Raw genomic sequence first — 19,527 nt, forward strand, 5'->3', positions numbered from 1 at the left:
AGCTCTGCTTGTTTCTTTCGTTCTGCGAGAGCATTATTATAGAGATACCTGCATGTTCCAAGCGTTCTATTCAAAATAACCTCCTGATTCATATTAGGGCATATTCTGAATTGATATGTCTTTTTCATGCCGTATCGACATTATTTTTAGATTATATATCGCTTATGATAGAGTGGGATGAAACTAATCTATTCCAGGGGGTACGTTTCAGCCCAAGCCTGAAGGCATTTGGCGATCTCTAACCCTTGACCCCGCACAAAGTATTCTCCTTCTGTTTACCTACTCTTCCGCCTGGCTGTATATACAGCCAGAAGCATTGTTATTGACAGAACTGCCTCAAATCCTGCCGCTTTTTCAGGGGAGGATCTGGTTGGGATTGCAATTGGAGTTTCATTCGGGTTCGCTGATGTTTCGTCTGGTATTATTTCACCCAACGAACCTTCAGACTTGACCCATCCGAATTTGACAAGCGATGATCCCCTCGCAGTCACATAACCACCGTCCGAGGTTGGTTTGATAGAATATCCCTCGTCTCTTTTCTGCCACTCAATGTTCCCATCAGAATCTAGTTTAACGAACTTTGCACTGTAGATTTCGCGGTAGACATCAGTCTTCTCATAATCATTCTCAGGACGTTCTTGCACCATTACAGAATAGATGTAACCGCCATCCTCTGTCGCGGATAAAGATGCTTCATATGCCAGGCCCTTTACTCTGTTGCCCTTTCTCCACTGTTCATTTCCCTTCGCATCGGTTTTCATGAGCCATATATCTGTGTTCCACTGTGGACCTGTGTAATTTGTCCAGTAAGAAGTCCAATTGGACTGATTCAGGTAGCTTGAAGTACCCATCATTACAAAACCTCCATCTGAAGTTTGAAGACCTGGGCCGGCATGATCATTGAGAGATATAATTCGCGTACATGCCCACTTTTCATTACCTTTTTGATCGGTTTTTATAAGAATTGCATCAGGATCAAGACCACCATACGGATTCCACCATGTCCCGGTCACAATGTAACCTCCGTCAGAGGTCTCTTGAACACTTGATAAAATATTTTGCCCTGTCCTGTTACCTTTTAATATCCTGCTCCAGCTATAGTTTCCTTCTGGATCGGTTTTCGCAAGCCAGGCGTCCATATTATCACCAGCGGCCCATTTATTGATCCCGGCCACGACATAACCGCCTTCATGCGTCTGTGCGACAGTGCCGTTTTCTCCGAATACCAGCCCAAATCCCAGATTTGGTCCAATTAATTTATCTTTGAATGTCCTGTACCACTGCTCCTTCCCTTTTTGATCTATTTTAACAAGCTTGATATCTGACATGTTGTCCCCGGCAGCCATGAAACCTCCATCCTCTGTCTGGATTACGGATTTTAATTCATTTCCGTTAAATGTCCAGTTCCACTCCTCTTTTCCATCCGGATCAGTCTTTACAAGCCATCCTTCATAGATCGAGTCGTTCCTCCCCGCAATGATAAATCCCCCATCAGAAGTCTCTTCCGCATATTTTGCGTCGGAATAATTCCCGAAAGACACATTCAATATCTCAAAAGGCGCAGCCAATTTCTGGACAAACACTTTTTTCCATGTGGAGTTCACTCCCCCGCTGTTATTAATTACGGTCAGTCTCACTGTCATTTCCCCGATCCTGTTGTATGAATGAGAAATTTTCTTGGCGCTTGTGATTGTTGTGTTCCCGTCTCCGAAATCCCATCTGTAATTAGTAATATTCCCTTTAGGGTCATTGCTCACCGAAGCATCAAATGTTACAGTCTGGTTCACTCCGGGATATTCAGGTTCATATGTGAATACAGCAAATGGAATATCCCTGTTCTTGAATTTTTTCAACTTTATATTGAGGCTGTTGCTTCCGCTTCCCATTAAGACATATCCATCATCGGTCTGTGCAATCGTTTTTTTCCCTACAGGGGGTGATCCGAAAAATTCATTTCCAAATATTTTCTCCCATAGTTTATTTCCAGTATAGTCAAGTTTTCTAACGGTGTAGCCCAGAATTACATCCTCTGAGAATTTTGTTGCTGCAAGCAGGTAATCCCCTTCCCTTGTTTGTTCCACATATGAAACAGCAAGATCATCCAGATTTTTTCTCCACTGCTCATTGCCGTCCCGGTCTATTTTCAGCAGCCTGTTGTCAGCCCATGCCGATCGCCACAAAAGAAAGCCGCCATCCTGTGTATGCTGGAAATCATGGAATGAAGTATCCATATATGTCTTTTCCCATTGTTTGAATCCATTCGTATCGGTCTTTATAAGCCTTATTTGCGATTCCGAAGTGCCTGCGATCGCTACCGCATAGCCGCCATCGGATGCCCTCTGGACAACGACCGATCCACCCCCTATTCCTTCGTATGTCCTGTTCCACAATTCATTTCCATTCTGGTCTGATTTTTCAAACCATGTAGTATCAGGACCATACACGCCTGCAAGGACTAATCCCCCATCAGGTGTCATTATGAAAGAATAAGCAGAATGGTCTGTTCTCCCAAGGGTCCTGTTCCATTCCTCATTGCCATTCAGATCAGTCTTCACAAGCCAGATATCCATGGGGCGCTCCATTTGAATCGAGCAATTCTGGCAATTATCGGTCTTTCCAAGAATCAGGAAGCCGCCATCAGGGGCTTCCCTAACAGATCTGTAAGTCTCATCATAACGATCCATGATCTTATTCCCTCCGAAAAACTGCCTGGCCGATCTATTTTCCTGTAAGTTCTTTTTCCATTCTTCCTTTCCTTCTGCGTCTAACTTACTGATCCAGATATTCAAAGAGCCAGTTGTGAAATTTGCTGTGCTCCCGGCAATGAGGTATCCAAGGTCAGTGGTCTGCATGATATTCATCGCATAACCCGCCCGGGATTCGTCCTCTTCTATGAATTTCCTTCTCCACTGCTCTTTACCCGTTGGGTCGGTTTTTACCAGAAGGTAATCTTCAGGATGCCTTCCATCATTTGAAGATTTACTCAAAGTACCAATAATAATGTACCCACCCTCAGAGGTCTTCTGGATACACTGAGTTTCGTATATTTCTCCAACGCTGTAAGTCCTGTTCCATTCCTCATCAGGGAATGGTTCCCTCGATTCTGCAAGGGCGGTCCTGGATGAGTTTACCAGATCACCCAGAAGAATCAATGCAAATAAGATCCTGGTGTACTTATTCATCGTCTCACTTCTTTCTCAAAAATACTATGAACAACAGCATTCCAGAAAAGAATATGATTCCGGAGGCGGTCATTTTTTTTATCTTTAGCATGGGTTTCATGTAAATGGAACCAGTGAGAAGTAGTAACATATGAACGAAAATGTATTTGGGATCCGTTCCCATAGCGTAACCTATTGCCCTCTTATCCTTTGAATACACGAATTAAGTACGTTTTGGATGGATATAAATGTTCCACGCATAACTGGCGAACTTGTGTACTGAAGGATGCCAGAGGGACCTGACTCTCTTGAACTGACTTAAACAGAAATAGATTAAAGACAATATCACTCCTTCAGAGGCGACATATACCCTCCTGCGGTCCTGCGCGTCAGGGGAACCATGGAATCGCATTTTTTTATCTGCACCTCTTTACCTGATATGAACTTCCCCATCCCCAGAGCCTTCACATGTATCTCCTTCAACGCATCCCTTTTGACACCCTCAAAGAAAAATACCCTGACAAGCGGTTTTGCATCATCCATAAAATCCCAGACCCCGACTACCCTCCCATCGGTCAATATCGTTGGTGCGGCATTTCCATTGAAATCAAAGACATTGTCATAGTACTCAGGGTCAAGATACCTTTCCCTTTCCTTATAGCCCATTATGTACGGGTCCAGGACTGGCAGCAGGTTCACGTTTTTCTTTTTCGGAAGCCCTGTTGCCTTCATCTGTTCTTTATCAGAGCACAGCATTATGTAAGTTCCGTCCGAATCCGGGACCTCAATTCGGATTATGCTGCTATCGAGTTCTTCCAGTATCTTTCTTACCTCCCCTTTTGGAAATCCCGTCCACCATGCAATATCATTTTCAAATGCAGGCGCGAAGGACGCAAGATACTTTTTTACGATCCTTTTCCCAGTTCTTTTATTATTTCCTTTGTTGTCAATCCCCTGCCATGAACAACATCAACTATTTTTCGGGATATTTTTTCATATTTTTCCCTGGTAATCCCGAATCGTTTAGCATAACTTCCGGAAGATGAGTTAACCATTTTCCGTGTTGCAGCAAATTCTTCCGGGATCATATCTTTCGGGAGGATATACAGGGTGCTTCGTATGCACTTTATCCTGCCGAGATTCTTTTTACTGTAGAGTTCTGAATCCAGATCTTCTTTTGTAAAATTTCTGGCCCGTGCAAAAAGGATAAGTAAGGTGTTTGAGGGACCTGTGCATGGAGACCCCCGATATCTCTGACTACCTGCACAATATCATCGATCTTCGAATCATCTGCGAGGTGCTGTTTCTTTAGGACGAACCGGTTGATCCTGTCCATGTTCATGCTGTTCATTTTCTCAGTTTCAAATTATATCCTCTCTGCGCTGCGATCTTATCGAGAATAGAGTGGAGTTTTTTCGATCTGCCTTTAATATCCATTGCCCCTGCGCCCATCCTGGATTCTGTCTTGCACCCGAAGCACCTGCTTTCTCCCTCGCTCTGGTACCTGGGGCACAGCCTGCACGAAAGCCCGCAGACGCCGATCTCGGGGTACTTGAAGATCATCTTTGGGTTCCCTTCTTTCTCTCAAACCACAGCCCGATAAGCCATGGATAAGCTATAAACATAATATAGGAGAACCAGATTGAGAAGTAAGCAAAGTAATCCTTGCTATTGAAGAGGATGAAATATATCAGGACATCCAGGATGAAGTTGACAAGAAAGATTAAGACACCAAATCTCAAACCTTCTGCTGCCTTCTTATCCGTACCCCCAAGATAGTCTCTGGCAAGAAGGCAGCCTATAATAAAATATGCCGCTATGAGCGGGAAGCTGATCGCAGGATATTTCGAAATATACGGAATGCTCTGCAGGTCCATTAACGCCGGCGTCATGAACACAAGTGTTCCCCAGAAGAATCCGATGAGCCAGATCAGCACTGAATACAAAAGAGCTTTCCCGGGTTTATAGGGTTTGTATGACATAGATGGATATTTTCCACCACGGCTATATAAATATTTCAATTTTACACTGCATAGATCCTTTTTAAAGCCATGAGAGCATGTAATGTAATCCATTTACTCGGCTTTCCTTTCTGTTCTATATTAACAAGAAAGCGCCCATTGAAAGTGCTTTCAAGCTTCCATCTGCCCTTTTCATCCTGCTTGGAAAGTATAAGCCCCACGGCTTCCTGCATCCTCCTGTCCCTGCATCCCAGTTTTGTTAGTATCCCCAGTACTTCCAGAACATCGGTGTTGTACATCAGGGGAAAACCGAACTCAAGCCATGCAGGGATAGATACGCGTTGAATGTTATGGCTTCTTTTGAAGATGTGGTGTTTGAGCAGGTATTCTGCACCTTTTCCCATTGTTTCTTTTATATCGGAAGATCTTCTACCAGAAGGGATCCCGGCCAGCGCCTTCAGCGCCTTTACAACACCCATGTGGCAGCTATGCCTTCTCCAGCAGCGCTGCCTTTTTTCATAAGGCCAGCCTTTTGGTGCCTCCCTGATCCGATCGTCAAACCGCGTATATTTGACGATCCAGTCTATCCCCTGCTGAACTCTTCTATCCTCAAGACATCCGAACCTCAGCAGGCACCAGACCATGTTCCCGGTCAGGCAGGGCACTACATTGGCGTGCTCGCCTCCGTCTTTTCCGCCCAGATACGAGAATCCGCCGCTTTCCCTGTCCTGTGAATACTGGAGGATGAACTCGCAGGCTTTCCTTATGCGCTCATCGTTCCCGTCTGCGGCTAGTTCAGCAAGGATGATGAACTGCCACACGGTTCCCTTGTATTTTGAGTGCTCATAGAAATCCTGTGGCTTTCCCCAATAACCCCCATCCTCCTGAAGGGATAATATCCGGGGAACCACACCTGTTTCCATGATTTCAGCTTTTGCCTGCCTCACTTCCACACTGTCTTCAGGCACCTCAAGGAGGTTGGCCAGGGCAAAATATCTGACAGAGGGATCATCTTTTTCCAGCAGCCAGTCTGTGGGATCCGCATTCAGCACCGATCTCCAGTTGTCTTGTTTCCTCGGCATCTTTAAGAGTAATTATGACGAACTATCTATAAAAGGATCGGTCCGCTATGTATAATAACAATAAAATTGCACTCATACCGCTGGCAAGGGATCCATGAGTCCTATGACCGGCATCAACCTGCTTTTTGGAAGTGTAATACTGGAAACGCAAGATGCTCCACTGAACTATCTTTATCTATCACTGAACCTTGAAGAACTTGGAGTTGAAGCCGGAGAAGAGGAAATTCTAATTGATTCTGATGAAAAGGCGGAGAAATTTGAATTTTTAGGTTCTCCAAGTATTAGAATAAATGGAAAAGATATTCAGGAAGAAGTGATCGATACATAAAAAGGTTAAGAAATGACTTTCTTTTATCCGTTGAGAAATAAAAAGGCATTCGATATCTCTTTCAAGGTAATTGAATGCCCAGACCCGGACTTGAACCGGGGACATCTGCGTCTTCAGCGCAGCGCTCTCCCAGGCTGAGCTATCTGGGCACACAGGTGCTAATTGCCGACATCGTATATCAAACCTTTGTCAGCGACGCTCACAATATGTTTAACCATAGAAATAGGTTTCGATTATCGGGACAGGAACATTTTCACAAGATAGACCCCGATACCGATCACTACGAGGCTGAAAATCGATCTGATCAGGGCTACATAACGATAATCAAATAACGTGGAAATTGCTTCCTGCATATTGAAAAAAAATGTATAAATTGCTATAAAGATCAGTCCCACCAGCATGATAACCACTGCAATGTTGATCAGCTTTTTGAAACTGTTATCTTCTATCTGTTCTTCACGTTTTTGTTCCTTTTGTTCCCCTTCCATTTTATTTCATCTCCTGCGCCGGATAATTATTTGATATACAAGCAATACACCGATCAGTGCAGAAGCAGCGAGGAACCCGGGTTCTTGGGGCGTTTGTACAGGTTTTGGTTTCCCTTCTTCCACAAGAACATCGGTTACCGGTTCGTTATATTTCAACGTATTCAGTTTTATTTTGTCAGCCAGGTTAGCCTGAGCAACAGTTCTTCCGTTTTCCAGGACTTTAACGGAAAAACTATATTCCTTATTCCTGGGAATGGTGAATGTTACCTTGCCCCTGGATCTGCCCTCGCTTTTTATTATGTTTATCGTATCACTCTGGATATATGTATTGTAAGGGTCTACCTGGGCTGTCACTTCAAGGGTCAATGGGTTTGAATCTCCTCCCTGATTATATAATCCGGGTGAAACCTCCACTACAGCCATTGACGCGTCATTTAGAAGTTTTGTTACGACAATATTCATATCAATAAGTTTGATATCAGATGGCTCACCTGGTGCAGGTTTTGCCTTGACAACAACTGGAGCAACATGTTCAGGAGTTAAAAGCTTGCTTCCTTCAAATACCTGAACTGCAACTGCATATTCGCCCGGATTCGGAACATTGAGTGATATGCTGTTGGACGAAGAAGACTGACTTTTAATATAACCTATGTCCGAATCTTTTTCTGCAACTATTAAATTTGTTGAAGGTTCCCTTATTTTTATTTTCACTGTAAGTGAACCGGTATCGGTATCCTGGTCATTCCTGATATACGGGGTCACAGTGAGTTTTGTTCCGTCTTCTCCCTGTGAATACATAACATCAGTTGAAATTATATAGACGTTACCGTATTCCCTCATGCACCCGCTAAGGGCTACCGCAATAAGAATAAGAATAAAAATTAAAAAAACCTTCAATTTCATATCTTATAGTCTTACCTTGAGTTTTATTGTCTTTGAATCAATGATTTTATCACCCATCATAAGAGTAACAAATACATCTGTCTCCCCATTGGGTGCATTTTTCAATACCTGGATTTGAAGTGGTAGTGTATTGGATGTTCCTCCTTTTGCCATTGCATTCCCGATTGTGATTGAATTATTTGTTCCCATTCTCTTATTATCAACATCCGCGACTACTTTCAGGGTATTCTCATCTATTACTGACCTGCCATCATTCTTAATTGAAAAGGTTATAGTCAGGTTATCTCCTTTATTTGCTTCCCATGAAGTAACTTCAGCCTCTGATATGCTGTTAATGTCCTTAACAAAGCCGACGAACTGAAGTTTTGCATCAGGAAGAACTACAGTATTCACAGGAACTGATTTCGTATTAGTTATGAGATTTCCTTTTGAATCCTTTCCTGACTGGTAGGAAATTGTAAGCGTAGATGTATTTACAACATCTTTGAAACCTGGCGCCTGGATTTTTGCAGATAAGAGGACAGGGGACGGCTGATCATCCCTCGCAGGGATATTTACATTTCCGCCAGAGAGAACTGTGAAAGGCTCAAGTGACTTTACAGAAACAGAATCGATCGGTGACGTAGCATTGTTCATAACATTCACTGATATTTCTTTTTCCTGGAACTCTTTTATCTGGATAGGAGCAACACTTACTGTTATGTCCGATGGGTCAACTGGAGCTACTGTCGATACGCATCCTGATAAAAGGACGGCTAAAACGAATAGTATATAAATTAATGTTTTTTTCACGATATCACCTGATGTTAAACTATTTATTCACATCTTTAACTATTTATAATCATACCTAATCATATAAATTCATTTTTAACTATATATAGATTTCCCCCAAAATTGCTCTCCATTACCGGCAGCGGTAAATTCCGGAAAAATATAAATATTAAGGGCCTCTATAACATAATTGTGAGAGTTTTGATCAGAAGCTTTATTTTATTTATTCTGGTATTGGGTTTAATCGCTGGTCCGGCGCAATGTGAACCCCTGAAAAACCTGATAGAGGTTGGCACTTTCACAACATCCGAACCCTACGGTGCCGAATTCTATAATGATTACATGTTCATTGCTGATGGAAACTCTCTCCTGGTATATAACGTAAGTAATCCTGAAAAGCCAGGGCTAATTAATAAAATTACAGATTTTGATAAGGTTTATGGGATATCTATCCTGGGAGAGCGTCTTTATATGGCATCGGGGCCGGGCTGGATTAATGTACTCAATATCAGTGATCCTGAATATCCAAAAAAATTACAACAGATCAGCTACCTGGACAATGCAAATGATGTTGCAGTAACTGAAAAATATATGTATATAGCTGATACAAATACCGGATTACTTATTTTTAATTTGAACAATCAGGCAAATCCGGAACTTGCCGGAATGTTCTACATATTAAAATCCAATATTAGTGGAACTCTTCAAGGATGGGCAGGGATCTCAATTGAAGTTTCAGGGAATTATGTTTTTTTAAGTGCGGAAAAAAGAATCGGATTTTATATTGTTGATGTATCTGATCCGGGAAATCCAGAGGAAGTCTTTCATTCCCTTGGGAAAAATGTATATGATATAGCTATACGAGGAAATGATATTTATCTTGCCAGGGCTGATGGTACATCCGAATATAACCTGCTAAATGTCAGCAACCCTTATGCACCAAATAATACTGACACATTTTTTATAAATGAAATAAAAGATAGAGCTGCTATTGCAATCCATCCATCGGGTGATTACATCTATGCTGCATCGGGTGACACATGGCATATTTTCAAAGTTCCTGATACCATTCCTCCACAGATAATAATTGACAGTCCGAAGCAGGGCGAAATATTTTCAAGCCAGGTAATTAACATCTCAGGTACTGCTTCTGATAAAAATGGTATTAAAGAAGTCCTGGTAAATGGAAATTTTTCCGGGACAATGGTATGGGATCAAACGGTCAGGCTCCGGGAAGGGACTAATAATATCACTATAACTGCATGGGATATGAATGGGAATAATATTACTAAAAGTATTGAGGTAATATACCGCCCACAGGCAACACCTGTGCAAACAGTTACTTCCAGCCCATCACCAGAGAAGACCGCCGAAATTACAAAAGATACTGTTAAAAACCCTGTATCTTATAATATTATATTAGTTGCAATGCTCTTTTTTATAACTATTGCTTTTATTTATTGGATAACCAGACTAAAAAAATAGGAGTTATGATAATGCTTCTATTAAAATCATATCGTTTTCCGGGGGTGTTTTATTCCGGCCATTTTCCCCAAAAGCTTCATACATAGATTTTAGTGCCTCTTCCTGGGTGGAAACACTTCCGAATAACATATATATAGATGCCGGATAATTCAACAGTTTGTTTATTTTCTGGGGATTCTTATTATTAGAGAGATACATTGTTATTAATTTTGCATAGAAACTGTTTATTTCAGGATCTATACCCGTTATCTGGATTGATATCTGGCTATTTTCGCTTCCTATATTCACGGAAATAGGCCAGTTGAGGAATGAAATCTCTTCATTTATTACCTTGTTAAGGGTATTGATATCGTAACTATTGATATTTTGTTGTGAAAACAATTGAATTGCTTCATTCAGAGGGGGTAAACTGCTTTTCCTGTTACTTAAAAGCCACCTGAACATTGTCAGGGGAATTGTTATTCCGTAAATGCGGTTCCGTGTCTGTTCCATCGCGTGATTTTTTTCTTTAAATAGATCTTTGGCAGTCTCCAGGCTTCCCATATTTTCAGTAACAAATCCAGTGAAATCAATAATATCTCTCATTGCTGCAGATAAATTACCCTGGTGTTTCTTAAGCAATGGGTCGAGCATTTTCAAATGGGTATCGCTGATTGAGACATTTTTTCTTAGCATATTTTCCACCTTTTGGATTGGATTTTTGCAAGTTCATAAAGCGTAAAATCTTGATATTGCCCTATGATTCTTATGATAATGATAATAATAGCTAATAGTATTTATAACTTACCCCAAAAATTCACGAAAAACATAAATTTAAGTCGAAATTATTACTTCATCTCCCTGCTTCATACCGAACATTTTCGCTGCATTCCCCATGTTCACTGCTATCTCAAGAAACCCGTGGCTGCCTATCAATACCAGAGGGTCGCCTTCTTTGCAAAATCCATATGAACTGCCAAATGTTAACCTTCTTTCTCCGATCCATAACTCATCCCCGGATCGAAAATCCGGTTCCCCGGGGATATTCATGATATTCGTGATAATATTCCCGAATGAGTCTATATATATGACTTTGCCATGGATGGAGCCATTCATTTTTTTCCCTTCCCCGAAATCAAGTTCCTTAAAATCAAAGATACATCTGCCTGCATCTTCAATTTTTGATCCTTTTGAAATATATGCGCCTGCCGGTGCAAAGATGTCCCTGCCATGAAAAGTGCAGGATATGTTTTTTTGAAATAAGGTCTTATTTGAAATCTCATATACTTCGAACGTTCCAATGCTCTTTGCAGCCGGAATAAGAAGACCGTTGTCTGGCCCGATAAAATAATGGATTTTACCATCATCGTCCCGGGATATAGCCTTGATTGCAATTGCACGCCTTTTTGTCCCGACACCAGGGTCTACTACTGCTATATGGACAGTCCCCGACGGGAAGTATCTCGCAGAAGTCATTAATATGAGTGCTGCGGCGCGTATATCATGGCGGGGGATTGAATGTGTGATGTCCACAATGTTTGCACCAGGATCAATGCCGAGTATTACACCTTTCATGGATGCCGGATATACATCCCCGAAATCTGAGAGCAGGGTTATTACCATACAAGAACATTTAATTACCGGATTAACTATAAAACCCGTTGCCACATGGACTCGTGGGGTAGCCAGGATATCCTGGCGGGCTTCGAACCCGCAGACCCGCGTTCGAATCGCGGCGAGTCCGTTAATTTTATCATACCTGATAAAAAAATATAAAAGAATTTCCGGTTATAAGCCGGAAATGGTTTATTGTAACAAGTACCAGACCAGGATCAGTATTATTAATAGTATTATTGCATACCAGACATAATTACTGCTCTTTTCTTCTTCAACCTTCGGCTGTGGCCTTGGCGCCTCAATCCTTGGTGCAGGCCTTGGTTTTGGCGGCTCTGGCTTTGCCACGGGTTCAGGCACTGGCTCTGGTTCAGGCTCTTTGACTTTTTCTTCCACAGAGCCTGATATGAACGGGCTTTGAACACCAGTTAATACTGCCATAACACGAACTTTTCCTGTAAGGCTGTTATCTACTTTTGCGCCCCAGATGATTCTCTTGGTATTTGGCACTTTATCCATTATCAATTCACCTGTGACCGCAACTTCTTCCAGTGTCAGGTCTTCGCCTCCCACAATATGGATAAGCACACCATAACAATCGGAAATATTTGTAACGTCAAGCAGTGGTGTACTGATGGCCTGTGAAACAGCTTTAATAACTCTCTCGTTACCATCCCCCTCACCAATACCTATCGAAGAGATACCGCCGCGTTCCATTACAGCGCGAAGGTCCGCATAGTCAAGGTTCACAAGGCTTGGCTGGGTGATAGTATCAGTAAGATTCTTTACGAATGCACCAACGAGTGCATTGGCAACATTAAGGGCTTCTTTTAAAGGCAGGTTTCCTGCAACTTCCCTTAATTTTGAGTTATCAATAATTACTACAGAGTCACAGGATTCTGCAAGCAGTTTTATTGCTTCTCTTGCTTTCTCCCTTCTTGACATTTCAATTGTAAATGGGATTGTGACACAGCCGATGGTAAGTGCGTTAACGGAGCGGGTTAGTTCTGCAACAACCGGTATTGCGCCGGTTCCTGTTCCGCCACCCAACCCGGCGACCAGGAATACAAGATTTGTTCCATCAAGTTCGGTTCTTAGTTCATCAATGTTCTCTCTTGTGGCCTGCGCACCCATTTCCGGGTAGCCACCGCAGCCGTGACCCTTGCATATTTTCTCCCCGAGTAATATCACTTTATCAGCTTTTTGAACGTAAAGATGATTGACATCGGTATTTGCTGCAATTATCCGTCCGCCTGTAATACCTTTTTCTGCAATCCATGTAGTAATATTACAGCCTGCACCACCCAAGCCTACGACGGCAACTGATGGTTTTGCTGCTTTTGCAAACTCTTTTAGATCTGTAACCATATTTTAAAAGCCTCCTTCGAAAGAATGGCTATCTATTTATATTGTTATTTTAGTATATATGCTTTTTCAATGAATTTCATAACAATCATAAGGATAAGATAACTGATAATAGCATAAGATAACTGATAATAGCAGAAAAATATGTTTTAATATGGGCCCGCGGAGATTCGAACTCCGGATCTCCGCCATGTCAAGGCGACGTCATAACCAGCTAGACCACGAGCCCGGTTTCTTCCCTTTTGTGAATTATTGTTATTAACTTTTAAGATTGTAGTTAGTTCTCAATTTTATATTAGGGGGAGTGACCTCCATAAGACCTTGAGGTAAATATAACTTACGATAACGTGCTGTAAGTTTACTGATAGTATAATTGCAAGGCGCAGGGAACGAAACGCGTGGCAGCAAAATCTTTGTCACTTTGAGTATCAAACAGCAAGAAACCCTTGATCTTATAATGAGTAATAGAAAAGAGAACTGTGTAAAAATTATATGACATTGTTTTAGCTCAATCAAAAATTAAAGTGCTGGAGACCATCCGGCACTTCTTTATTTCCTCATTAGATTTTCTCCAGCCGGACATAATCAATATAGTATGTATCCCCTGCTTTTGCATACGGTGCAAGGAAGAACATTAATCGTCCATCGTTTACCGTAGCACTGAAGCCAGATGTGGTAAATTCAGTTGAGAATTCCTGCCAGCTCACGCTAAGATTGAAGGTCTGGTACAGACCGTAAACAGTATACGGTGAAATATGTTTAATTAATGCTACTTTCAGGTCATGTCCTCTCGTCGAGTATGCTGCAAAACTTAACCGATACCGGGTTTTTGGTTCCAGTGATATACCTTTCTGGTATAGCTGGATGTTCGTACCACCAGTGTATAGAACAATGTTTGCAGATTTTGATCCTTCATATCCCGGGGGCGTTGCGGTGAATTTTCCGGTTCCGTTCGTATAGAATAGCCATGGAGATGTTCCAGATTCAAAACCCGGATTCTGGATAAGATTAGACCCAGGAGGCTGATTCGTGAAGTTCAGGTTCATAACATTCTGACCCGCTACGTTGACCAGTTTGAAAGTGGCGTTCGTAGGAATAAATCCTGTCCTGATTTCCTCAGTTACATTATAGATGCCATTTGCAAGGTTTGCGAATATGTAGAACCCATTATTATCTGTCAAGTTACTGGCTATTATTTTGCCTGTTGTGACATTCTTTAGAGTGATATTCCAGCCCTGAATTCCTGCTTCGCCTGCATCCCATTTTCCGTTGCCGTTGGTATCGTTGATCTTGTATCCTGAGATAATGCCTGCGATAAGGGATGGTGACGCAAGCGGAAGGAGGTCAGTATTGTTACTATCAAGTATATAAAGCGAGTTGCATATCCCATCTTTATCACTATCTGAACAGGTCTGGCTGAAGCCTGTGCCATTCGGGTTGGCCCAGAAGTTGCCGCCAAGATATGAGCCACCGATGATGTTAGTGCCTTGGGTTTTTGTGGTGTTCCATGTGTTATTGGAGAATGGGGTACTGATATAACTGAGAAAATTGTTGGTGTTGTTGAAGTAATTATTGTAGATGATGTTGCTATTGGAAACGGAGAGGGATATTCCATCCATATTGTTTGAGACAATATTATTATATAATGTATTAGCATTGGAATAATAAAAGGCGATGCCACTATATTTGTTTGAACCAGCGATATTGCCAGATAAGATATTGCTGTAACTGTTAACTGTGAGGGAAATTCCATGTTCTTTATTTGATTCTGCAATATTGTTAGATAGGGTATTATTATTACTAAAGTAATATAGATTGATTCCATCAAATATATTTAAGTTGGCAATATTGTTACTTATGTTATTGTTTTTTGATTCCCAGAGAACAATCCCGAAACTGTTGTTTGTGACATTGTTGTTTAAGATGTTGGAATAATCACTTCCACGGTAAAGTTGGATACCTGCTATACCTCCACTTGCTAACCCAAAATTTGTCGCCCCCTCTGCTTTGAACCCACTGATATTCACATAATCAGCAGTGACCCTAAAGACAGGTTCGTCTGAATTAAATGCATGAATAATGGTAGTATCTCTACTCTCTCCTTGAATTGTTAGTGATTTATCTACAACTATATTCTCAAAATAAGTGCCACTGTCTACATGTATCTCATCGCCGAGGTTGGCATCGTTGATAGCGGGTTGGATTGAAGTATAATCTGTGCCCTTGTTGATATTGTGAACAGAGTTAGTAGTTGGAACAGATGTCACTATCCAATCCCATGTCTGCATGGCACTGCCTTTTGCATTGCTTGCAATTGCAGTTACATTCCATGTGCCCAACGCTGCGCTGGAGTTGGTATAGGATGATGTGGTCACGCCAATCTCGTTTAATGCCTCCGTTCCGTTGATGAACCAGCTTACATTCACGGTCTGATTTGTTGTAATGCTGAATGTTCTTGATTCACCCACATTATTTGTCACTGTTGAAGTCGTTGGAGAGAAGCTGCTTATATCAGGAACGCCAGCTGATGGCGCTGCATGCAATGCAAGCGGCAGGGAGTCGATATTGTTACTATCAAGCGTATAAGGTGAATCACATATCCCATCTTTATCATTATCAGAACAGGTCTGGCTGAAGCCTGTGCCGTTCGGATAAGCCCAGAAGTTGCCGCCAAGGGTTGGACCACCGATGATGTTGGGGCTGAATTGCAGGGTGGTGTTCCATGAATTAATATTTGGGTCATAGAATTGAACATTGTTAGTATTGTTAAAAATATTGTTGTATATCCTGTTGTTGCTGGATGAGTCAAGAGAGATACCGGGGCCGGTGTTCAAGCTGGCATTGTTCCCGATGAGCGTATTATTGCTGGAATAGTCCAGATAGATGCCGTGGCCACTGTAGAGGCGGTAGCCGGTGTTCGAGCTGGCATTGTTCCCGATGAGCGTGTTGTTTCTCGATGAGTACAGATAGATGCCGTTGCTGCCAGAGGTGCCGGTGTTCGAGTTGGCATTGTTCCTGATGAGCGTATTATTGCTTGATGAGTACAGATAGATGCCGTTGCCGCTGTAGCGGTAGTAGCCAGTGTTTGAGCTGGCATTGTTCCCGATGAGTGTGTTGTTGTTTGAAGTGACCGAGATCCCTATCGTTGCTCTGGTCGCTGTAAATCCCTCAAGAATAATTTCATCCGCTGCAAGTGTGATCGCGCTTCCGCTTCCCCTTGCGTCCACTACAGGCCTACCGATCCCGCGCAGGATGAGCCGTTTGTTTACATTCACATTCCCGAAATATGTCCCGCTATAAACCAATATTGTGTCCCCGGCGCTCGCATTATCTATCGCATCCTGTATCCTCGTATAATTAGCGCCGCCGCTATCATCAACTGTCAGCGTTGCTGCACCTGCGCCGCCAGCCAGCAACAGGATTGTCATCATCGTTATTCCAACCGCGATTCTGAGGGCATGCCCTCCACAAGATTTATTTGCAAACATATTTTCCACCTTATCCATAATATCACCCATACCTACTTCTATTAGATAGAATTTTACAGTAGGTTATTTGCATATGATAATTAGTAGTTTATAACATCTGTTATCCGAAAACCGGAACAAATGGATTTTTGTTACGGAAATGGCGTAACAAAGCTGTTTTTAATTTGAGATTCGGATTTACAAAACACAGATTTATCTATCCATGGATTTCCGATGCTACCATAAAGAATACAATTCCAAGATATTTTTGAGTTCCATTTTGCCCCTTTGAGCAAGGAGGAAATATTCTATCATCAATATTGAATCTATCCTTCCCATCCCTGTTCTAAACCTAATATTTGATGATGCAGATCTTTCGTAGTTGCTTCACTCTCTGGCTCATATTTTCTTATATTGGGCTTGGAATATGCTCCAATAAGTGGGATTGAATTTTTATTTTCGTAAATATAATCTCCATCAACACCAATTACCTCGCATAGCCTTTTTGCTGATTCTTTAGCGGTTTCAGATGTTCCAGCATTCCAAATTGTTTTAGAATCTCCGCTGATCATGATTAATTTTATTGTATAATAAGTTGTTCCCTCACCGTCATTCGATTCTTCAACATTGACATTCTTTATTTCTGAAAATTTTATTATCTTAGCCTCTTTCCATTTGATTTTCTTGTTAGAAACTGTCAATTTCTCCAAGATAATACTTTTTATTCCTCTGTCAAAGGTAAACTTCTCAGCCGATTTAAATGTAAAATAAAGTATAAAAAAATAGAAAAGAACAAAGAAAATGGCAGTACCAGTTGTAGGAGACATCCACATTATAAATAATAACCATATGATAGATATATATGATATCCCATTGAAAGACTGATCTTCGTGCAGAATTTCTTCAGTTTCTTTTTCATCTCTTATTATTATTTTATTTACTATCATATTCTTCCTTTAATTGATGATGATTTTTCTCCTGGTTATTTCATTTTACTTCATTTCTTTCTCTATCTTTTCTTTAGATCTATCAGCCAGCATAGTCGCCATCCATGTGTTGAATAAATTTCCTCCCTGTGCATCAGCGGTAACAAGAAAATCCGGAACGATCTTTATCTGTCCTGTTGAGATTTCATTGATGACTTTAATAAGCGCTAACTTATCAGGACCAATGACTTTAGCCTGTGCCTCATATGCATCAGCAAGACCGGTTCCAGTCTCACGCTGCTTATATGCTTCACCATCTGCTTCATACTTGGTGGAATCCCGTACACCTTCTGCTCTCCTGCGTGCGGCATCTGCCTTATCTTTCTCGATCTCAATTGATAACTTGGCATCGATTACATCTTTCTGTTTTGCAGCCCGGGAAGTTTTCTCCTGGAGCGCGATATTTTCTTCCTGGGCTTTTGCCTGCTCCTGGAACTGCTCCTGTTGCTGAATCGCGATCTCCTTATCGGTCTGTGTCTTAAGCAACGTCGGATCAACGTCAATGTAGGATATCAATAAGTTCTGTGCTTCAACGTGATATCTTTCAAACTCTTCCCGGGCTTTCTCAAGCGCCTCTTGCTGGAGATTGGTACGCATCTGGATAAATTCTATCGCTTTCTTTTCCCCGGCCTTATTCCTGAATGAACTGTCTATCAATGGATGCACGATCTGTTCAATGAGATTGGCTACTGAGCCGAATCTTGCGATTATGAATGATGCGTGCTGGGGCCTGACCCTGATGATCATTCTTACATCTGCTTCGAGCTTGAAGCCGTCTTTTGACGTTAAAGTTAATTGGCTGAATTTAAAAAATTCCGTGGCTTTTTCTGAAAGGACCTCTTCCTGCGGCGGCCTCCGGGTTCTGGAGGAGGCCGTTGTCTCCAAATTCGAGACTGTCTTATGCTGCGCCCGGATATCCGTGCTTGCCGCCCAATCGATAGTAACAGCGCTCGTCGGCACGAAATATGGGGTGAAAGCAAGAAAGTTCAGGTTATATTTACCTGGCGCAACAGGTTCTCTCCATATCCCGCGCTGGTTTTTGTCAGTAGTCAGAACAACCTCGTCTTTTTCGTGGATCTCCTGTCTTAAATTTAACTTTTTATCCATTTCAGGAGGAGTTTCTGGTTCCTTTGCCAGTTCCAGGCCGATATTGGATCGCAGGACAGCCACATATCCGGGAGGTACTTCTGCAACTTCGTATTGTTTTACCTCAAATAAATCGGGATTAATATAATATTCACCAGGCTGTAATGTATCGAGCTGCGGTCCCCTGTATCCCCCACTGTTTATAAAGGCCTGGCCATCCTGGAAAAACCTGTGGGAATCGCTTTCTTGCCTGGGAGCAATTATATATTCGGGAGATAGCGGTTTACCATCCATAGCCACCACAACACCGATCTTTTCTTCATTGATCTTTGTTATCTCTTTCCTGCTTACGATAAATGCCCTCGTATTTATTCGATAAACACCGGGGCGCAGAAGTGCTATTTGAGGACCTTTCTTACCATTATTATCAAGGAAGGCTCTTGCATCCTGGAACTGGTTACACTCAACAGCATCACCAAGCAACCTGCCGGTAGGGATTGGTTCACCATCGACAGATTCTACTGTCCCGATCTCGGTTTCTTTAATAATAGTTACCTGTTCCTTTTCAACGTTCCATATTATCGGATTAAACCAGTAGAGGCCAGGCATCAGTGTATCTGCCTGGATACCGATTTCACCATGCCTGGCAATTACCTGTCCCTGCGGCATTTTAGCTCCGAATATTTTCCTGGTAGTTATACCGACTTCATATCTTGCAACATATACCAGTCCACTTAACAAAAATATTAAAAGTATTATTCCTGAAAATGCCATGATAAACTGTGTTATTGATGCTAACATTTTTTCACCAACCTTTTTCATTTAAAAACAGGAGGTAGAGGAGAAATTTA

At 41.8% G+C, this 19,527-nt stretch carries 19 protein-coding genes and 3 tRNA genes; 3 read left to right on the plus strand and 19 right to left on the minus strand.

Annotation, left to right across the window (positions count from 1 at the left end; translation table 11 throughout):
- From FIB07_14475 to FIB07_14510, 8 genes are all read right to left on the minus strand, one after another.
- Window positions 1-128: transposase (locus FIB07_14475; GenBank protein ID NJD54060.1), on the minus strand; the 128-nt coding region annotated here is incomplete at its 3' end.
- 147 nt (window positions 129-275) lie between these two features.
- A complete protein-coding gene (locus FIB07_14480; protein NJD54061.1) occupies window positions 276-3,182 on the minus strand; it encodes a PKD domain-containing protein in 2,907 nt (968 codons plus the stop codon).
- 324 nt (window positions 3,183-3,506) lie between these two features.
- The gene (locus FIB07_14485; GenBank protein ID NJD54062.1) at window positions 3,507-4,112 is read right to left on the minus strand and encodes a winged helix DNA-binding domain-containing protein; all 606 of its coding nucleotides are present in this window, start codon (window positions 4,110-4,112) and stop codon (window positions 3,507-3,509) included.
- A complete protein-coding gene (locus FIB07_14490; protein ID NJD54063.1) occupies window positions 4,067-4,369 on the minus strand; it encodes a winged helix DNA-binding domain-containing protein in 303 nt (100 codons plus the stop codon). The genes FIB07_14485 and FIB07_14490 overlap by 46 nt, the downstream gene beginning before the upstream one ends.
- The gene (locus FIB07_14495; GenBank protein ID NJD54064.1) at window positions 4,288-4,503 is read right to left on the minus strand and encodes a hypothetical protein; all 216 of its coding nucleotides are present in this window, start codon (window positions 4,501-4,503) and stop codon (window positions 4,288-4,290) included. Before FIB07_14495 ends, FIB07_14490 begins: the two co-directional genes overlap by 82 nt.
- Before the next feature lie 5 nt (window positions 4,504-4,508).
- Window positions 4,509-4,724, minus strand: coding sequence for a hypothetical protein (locus FIB07_14500; protein ID NJD54065.1), 216 nt, complete (start codon window positions 4,722-4,724; stop codon window positions 4,509-4,511).
- Window positions 4,721-5,143: a hypothetical protein gene (locus FIB07_14505; GenBank protein ID NJD54066.1), complete on the minus strand. Its 423-nt coding sequence runs from the start codon at window positions 5,141-5,143 to the stop codon at window positions 4,721-4,723. Before FIB07_14505 ends, FIB07_14500 begins: the two co-directional genes overlap by 4 nt.
- Window positions 5,144-5,184: 41 nt before the next feature.
- Window positions 5,185-6,204: a nitrogen fixation protein NifH gene (locus FIB07_14510; protein NJD54067.1), complete on the minus strand. Its 1,020-nt coding sequence runs from the start codon at window positions 6,202-6,204 to the stop codon at window positions 5,185-5,187.
- Between the two features lie 94 nt (window positions 6,205-6,298).
- On the opposite strand from FIB07_14510, the gene FIB07_14515 reads away from it, so the two are divergent.
- Window positions 6,299-6,532 carry a hypothetical protein gene (locus FIB07_14515; GenBank protein ID NJD54068.1) on the plus strand — a complete coding sequence of 78 codons (234 nt, stop codon included), beginning with the start codon at window positions 6,299-6,301 and terminating at the stop codon, window positions 6,530-6,532.
- 75 nt (window positions 6,533-6,607) lie between these two features.
- On the opposite strand, the gene FIB07_14520 is transcribed toward FIB07_14515, so the two are convergent.
- The 4 genes from FIB07_14520 to FIB07_14535 all read right to left on the minus strand — a co-directional run bounded on the left by FIB07_14520 (window position 6,608) and on the right by FIB07_14535 (window position 8,715).
- A tRNA-Phe gene (locus FIB07_14520) sits at window positions 6,608-6,681 on the minus strand.
- An 84-nt stretch (window positions 6,682-6,765) separates the two neighbouring features.
- The gene (locus tag FIB07_14525; protein ID NJD54069.1) at window positions 6,766-7,020 is read right to left on the minus strand and encodes a hypothetical protein; all 255 of its coding nucleotides are present in this window, start codon (window positions 7,018-7,020) and stop codon (window positions 6,766-6,768) included.
- A 6-nt stretch (window positions 7,021-7,026) separates the two neighbouring features.
- Window positions 7,027-7,923, minus strand: coding sequence for a hypothetical protein (locus FIB07_14530; protein ID NJD54070.1), 897 nt, complete (start codon window positions 7,921-7,923; stop codon window positions 7,027-7,029).
- 3 nt (window positions 7,924-7,926) lie between these two features.
- The gene (locus FIB07_14535; protein NJD54071.1) at window positions 7,927-8,715 is read right to left on the minus strand and encodes a hypothetical protein; all 789 of its coding nucleotides are present in this window, start codon (window positions 8,713-8,715) and stop codon (window positions 7,927-7,929) included.
- 171 nt (window positions 8,716-8,886) lie between these two features.
- Here FIB07_14535 and FIB07_14540 point away from each other — a divergent pair, with 171 nt between their 5' ends.
- Window positions 8,887-10,179, plus strand: a complete 1,293-nt coding sequence (locus tag FIB07_14540; GenBank protein NJD54072.1) for a hypothetical protein — start codon at window positions 8,887-8,889, stop codon at window positions 10,177-10,179.
- A gap of 3 nt (window positions 10,180-10,182) precedes the next feature.
- Here the strand turns inward: FIB07_14540 and FIB07_14545 are convergent, their stop codons facing one another.
- Window positions 10,183-10,854 (minus strand): hypothetical protein, encoded by a 672-nt coding sequence (locus tag FIB07_14545; protein ID NJD54073.1) that lies wholly within the window; start codon window positions 10,852-10,854, stop codon window positions 10,183-10,185.
- Window positions 10,855-10,992: 138 nt separating this feature from the next.
- On the minus strand, window positions 10,993-11,781 hold the full coding sequence (locus tag FIB07_14550; protein ID NJD54074.1) for a hypothetical protein: 789 nt from the start codon (window positions 11,779-11,781) through the stop codon (window positions 10,993-10,995).
- A 47-nt stretch (window positions 11,782-11,828) separates the two neighbouring features.
- On the opposite strand from FIB07_14550, the gene FIB07_14555 reads away from it, so the two are divergent.
- Window positions 11,829-11,902: transfer RNA gene (locus FIB07_14555), tRNA-Arg, on the plus strand.
- 62 nt (window positions 11,903-11,964) lie between these two features.
- Here FIB07_14555 and ftsZ read toward each other — a convergent pair.
- From ftsZ to FIB07_14580, 5 genes are all read right to left on the minus strand, one after another.
- Window positions 11,965-13,140, minus strand: a complete 1,176-nt coding sequence (gene ftsZ / locus FIB07_14560; protein NJD54075.1) for a cell division protein FtsZ — start codon at window positions 13,138-13,140, stop codon at window positions 11,965-11,967.
- A 152-nt stretch (window positions 13,141-13,292) separates the two neighbouring features.
- Window positions 13,293-13,366 (minus strand) — tRNA-Val (locus FIB07_14565).
- A 331-nt stretch (window positions 13,367-13,697) separates the two neighbouring features.
- Window positions 13,698-16,655 carry a hypothetical protein gene (locus FIB07_14570; protein NJD54076.1) on the minus strand — a complete coding sequence of 986 codons (2,958 nt, stop codon included), beginning with the start codon at window positions 16,653-16,655 and terminating at the stop codon, window positions 13,698-13,700.
- 275 nt (window positions 16,656-16,930) lie between these two features.
- The gene (locus FIB07_14575) at window positions 16,931-17,551 is read right to left on the minus strand and encodes a hypothetical protein (GenBank protein ID NJD54077.1); all 621 of its coding nucleotides are present in this window, start codon (window positions 17,549-17,551) and stop codon (window positions 16,931-16,933) included.
- Between the two features lie 45 nt (window positions 17,552-17,596).
- Window positions 17,597-19,498, minus strand: coding sequence for a hypothetical protein (locus FIB07_14580; protein ID NJD54078.1), 1,902 nt, complete (start codon window positions 19,496-19,498; stop codon window positions 17,597-17,599).
- Between the last annotated feature and the right edge of the window lie 29 nt (window positions 19,499-19,527).

The sequence above is a fragment of the Candidatus Methanoperedens sp. genome, assembly GCA_012026795.1.
GTDB lineage: Archaea > Halobacteriota > Methanosarcinia > Methanosarcinales > Methanoperedenaceae > Methanoperedens.

Excerpts from the sequence above, each read along its gene's own strand:
- FIB07_14480 (NJD54061.1), bottom strand. The coding sequence starts at position 3,182 with ATGAATAAGTACACCAGGATCTTATTTGCATTGATTCTTCTGGGTGAT.
- FIB07_14495 (NJD54064.1), bottom strand. The coding sequence starts at position 4,503 with ATGAACATGGACAGGATCAACCGGTTCGTCCTAAAGAAACAGCACCTC.
- FIB07_14500 (NJD54065.1), bottom strand. The coding sequence starts at position 4,724 with ATGATCTTCAAGTACCCCGAGATCGGCGTCTGCGGGCTTTCGTGCAGG.
- FIB07_14505 (NJD54066.1), bottom strand. The coding sequence starts at position 5,143 with ATGTCATACAAACCCTATAAACCCGGGAAAGCTCTTTTGTATTCAGTG.
- FIB07_14510 (NJD54067.1), bottom strand. The coding sequence starts at position 6,204 with ATGCCGAGGAAACAAGACAACTGGAGATCGGTGCTGAATGCGGATCCC.
- FIB07_14515 (NJD54068.1), top strand. The coding sequence starts at position 6,299 with ATGAGTCCTATGACCGGCATCAACCTGCTTTTTGGAAGTGTAATACTG.
- FIB07_14525 (NJD54069.1), bottom strand. The coding sequence starts at position 7,020 with ATGGAAGGGGAACAAAAGGAACAAAAACGTGAAGAACAGATAGAAGAT.
- FIB07_14530 (NJD54070.1), bottom strand. The coding sequence starts at position 7,923 with ATGAAATTGAAGGTTTTTTTAATTTTTATTCTTATTCTTATTGCGGTA.
- FIB07_14545 (NJD54073.1), bottom strand. The coding sequence starts at position 10,854 with ATGCTAAGAAAAAATGTCTCAATCAGCGATACCCATTTGAAAATGCTC.
- FIB07_14550 (NJD54074.1), bottom strand. The coding sequence starts at position 11,781 with ATGGTAATAACCCTGCTCTCAGATTTCGGGGATGTATATCCGGCATCC.
- ftsZ (NJD54075.1), bottom strand. The coding sequence starts at position 13,140 with ATGGTTACAGATCTAAAAGAGTTTGCAAAAGCAGCAAAACCATCAGTT.
- FIB07_14570 (NJD54076.1), bottom strand. The coding sequence starts at position 16,655 with ATGGGTGATATTATGGATAAGGTGGAAAATATGTTTGCAAATAAATCT.
- FIB07_14575 (NJD54077.1), bottom strand. The coding sequence starts at position 17,551 with ATGATAGTAAATAAAATAATAATAAGAGATGAAAAAGAAACTGAAGAA.
- FIB07_14580 (NJD54078.1), bottom strand. The coding sequence starts at position 19,498 with ATGAAAAAGGTTGGTGAAAAAATGTTAGCATCAATAACACAGTTTATC.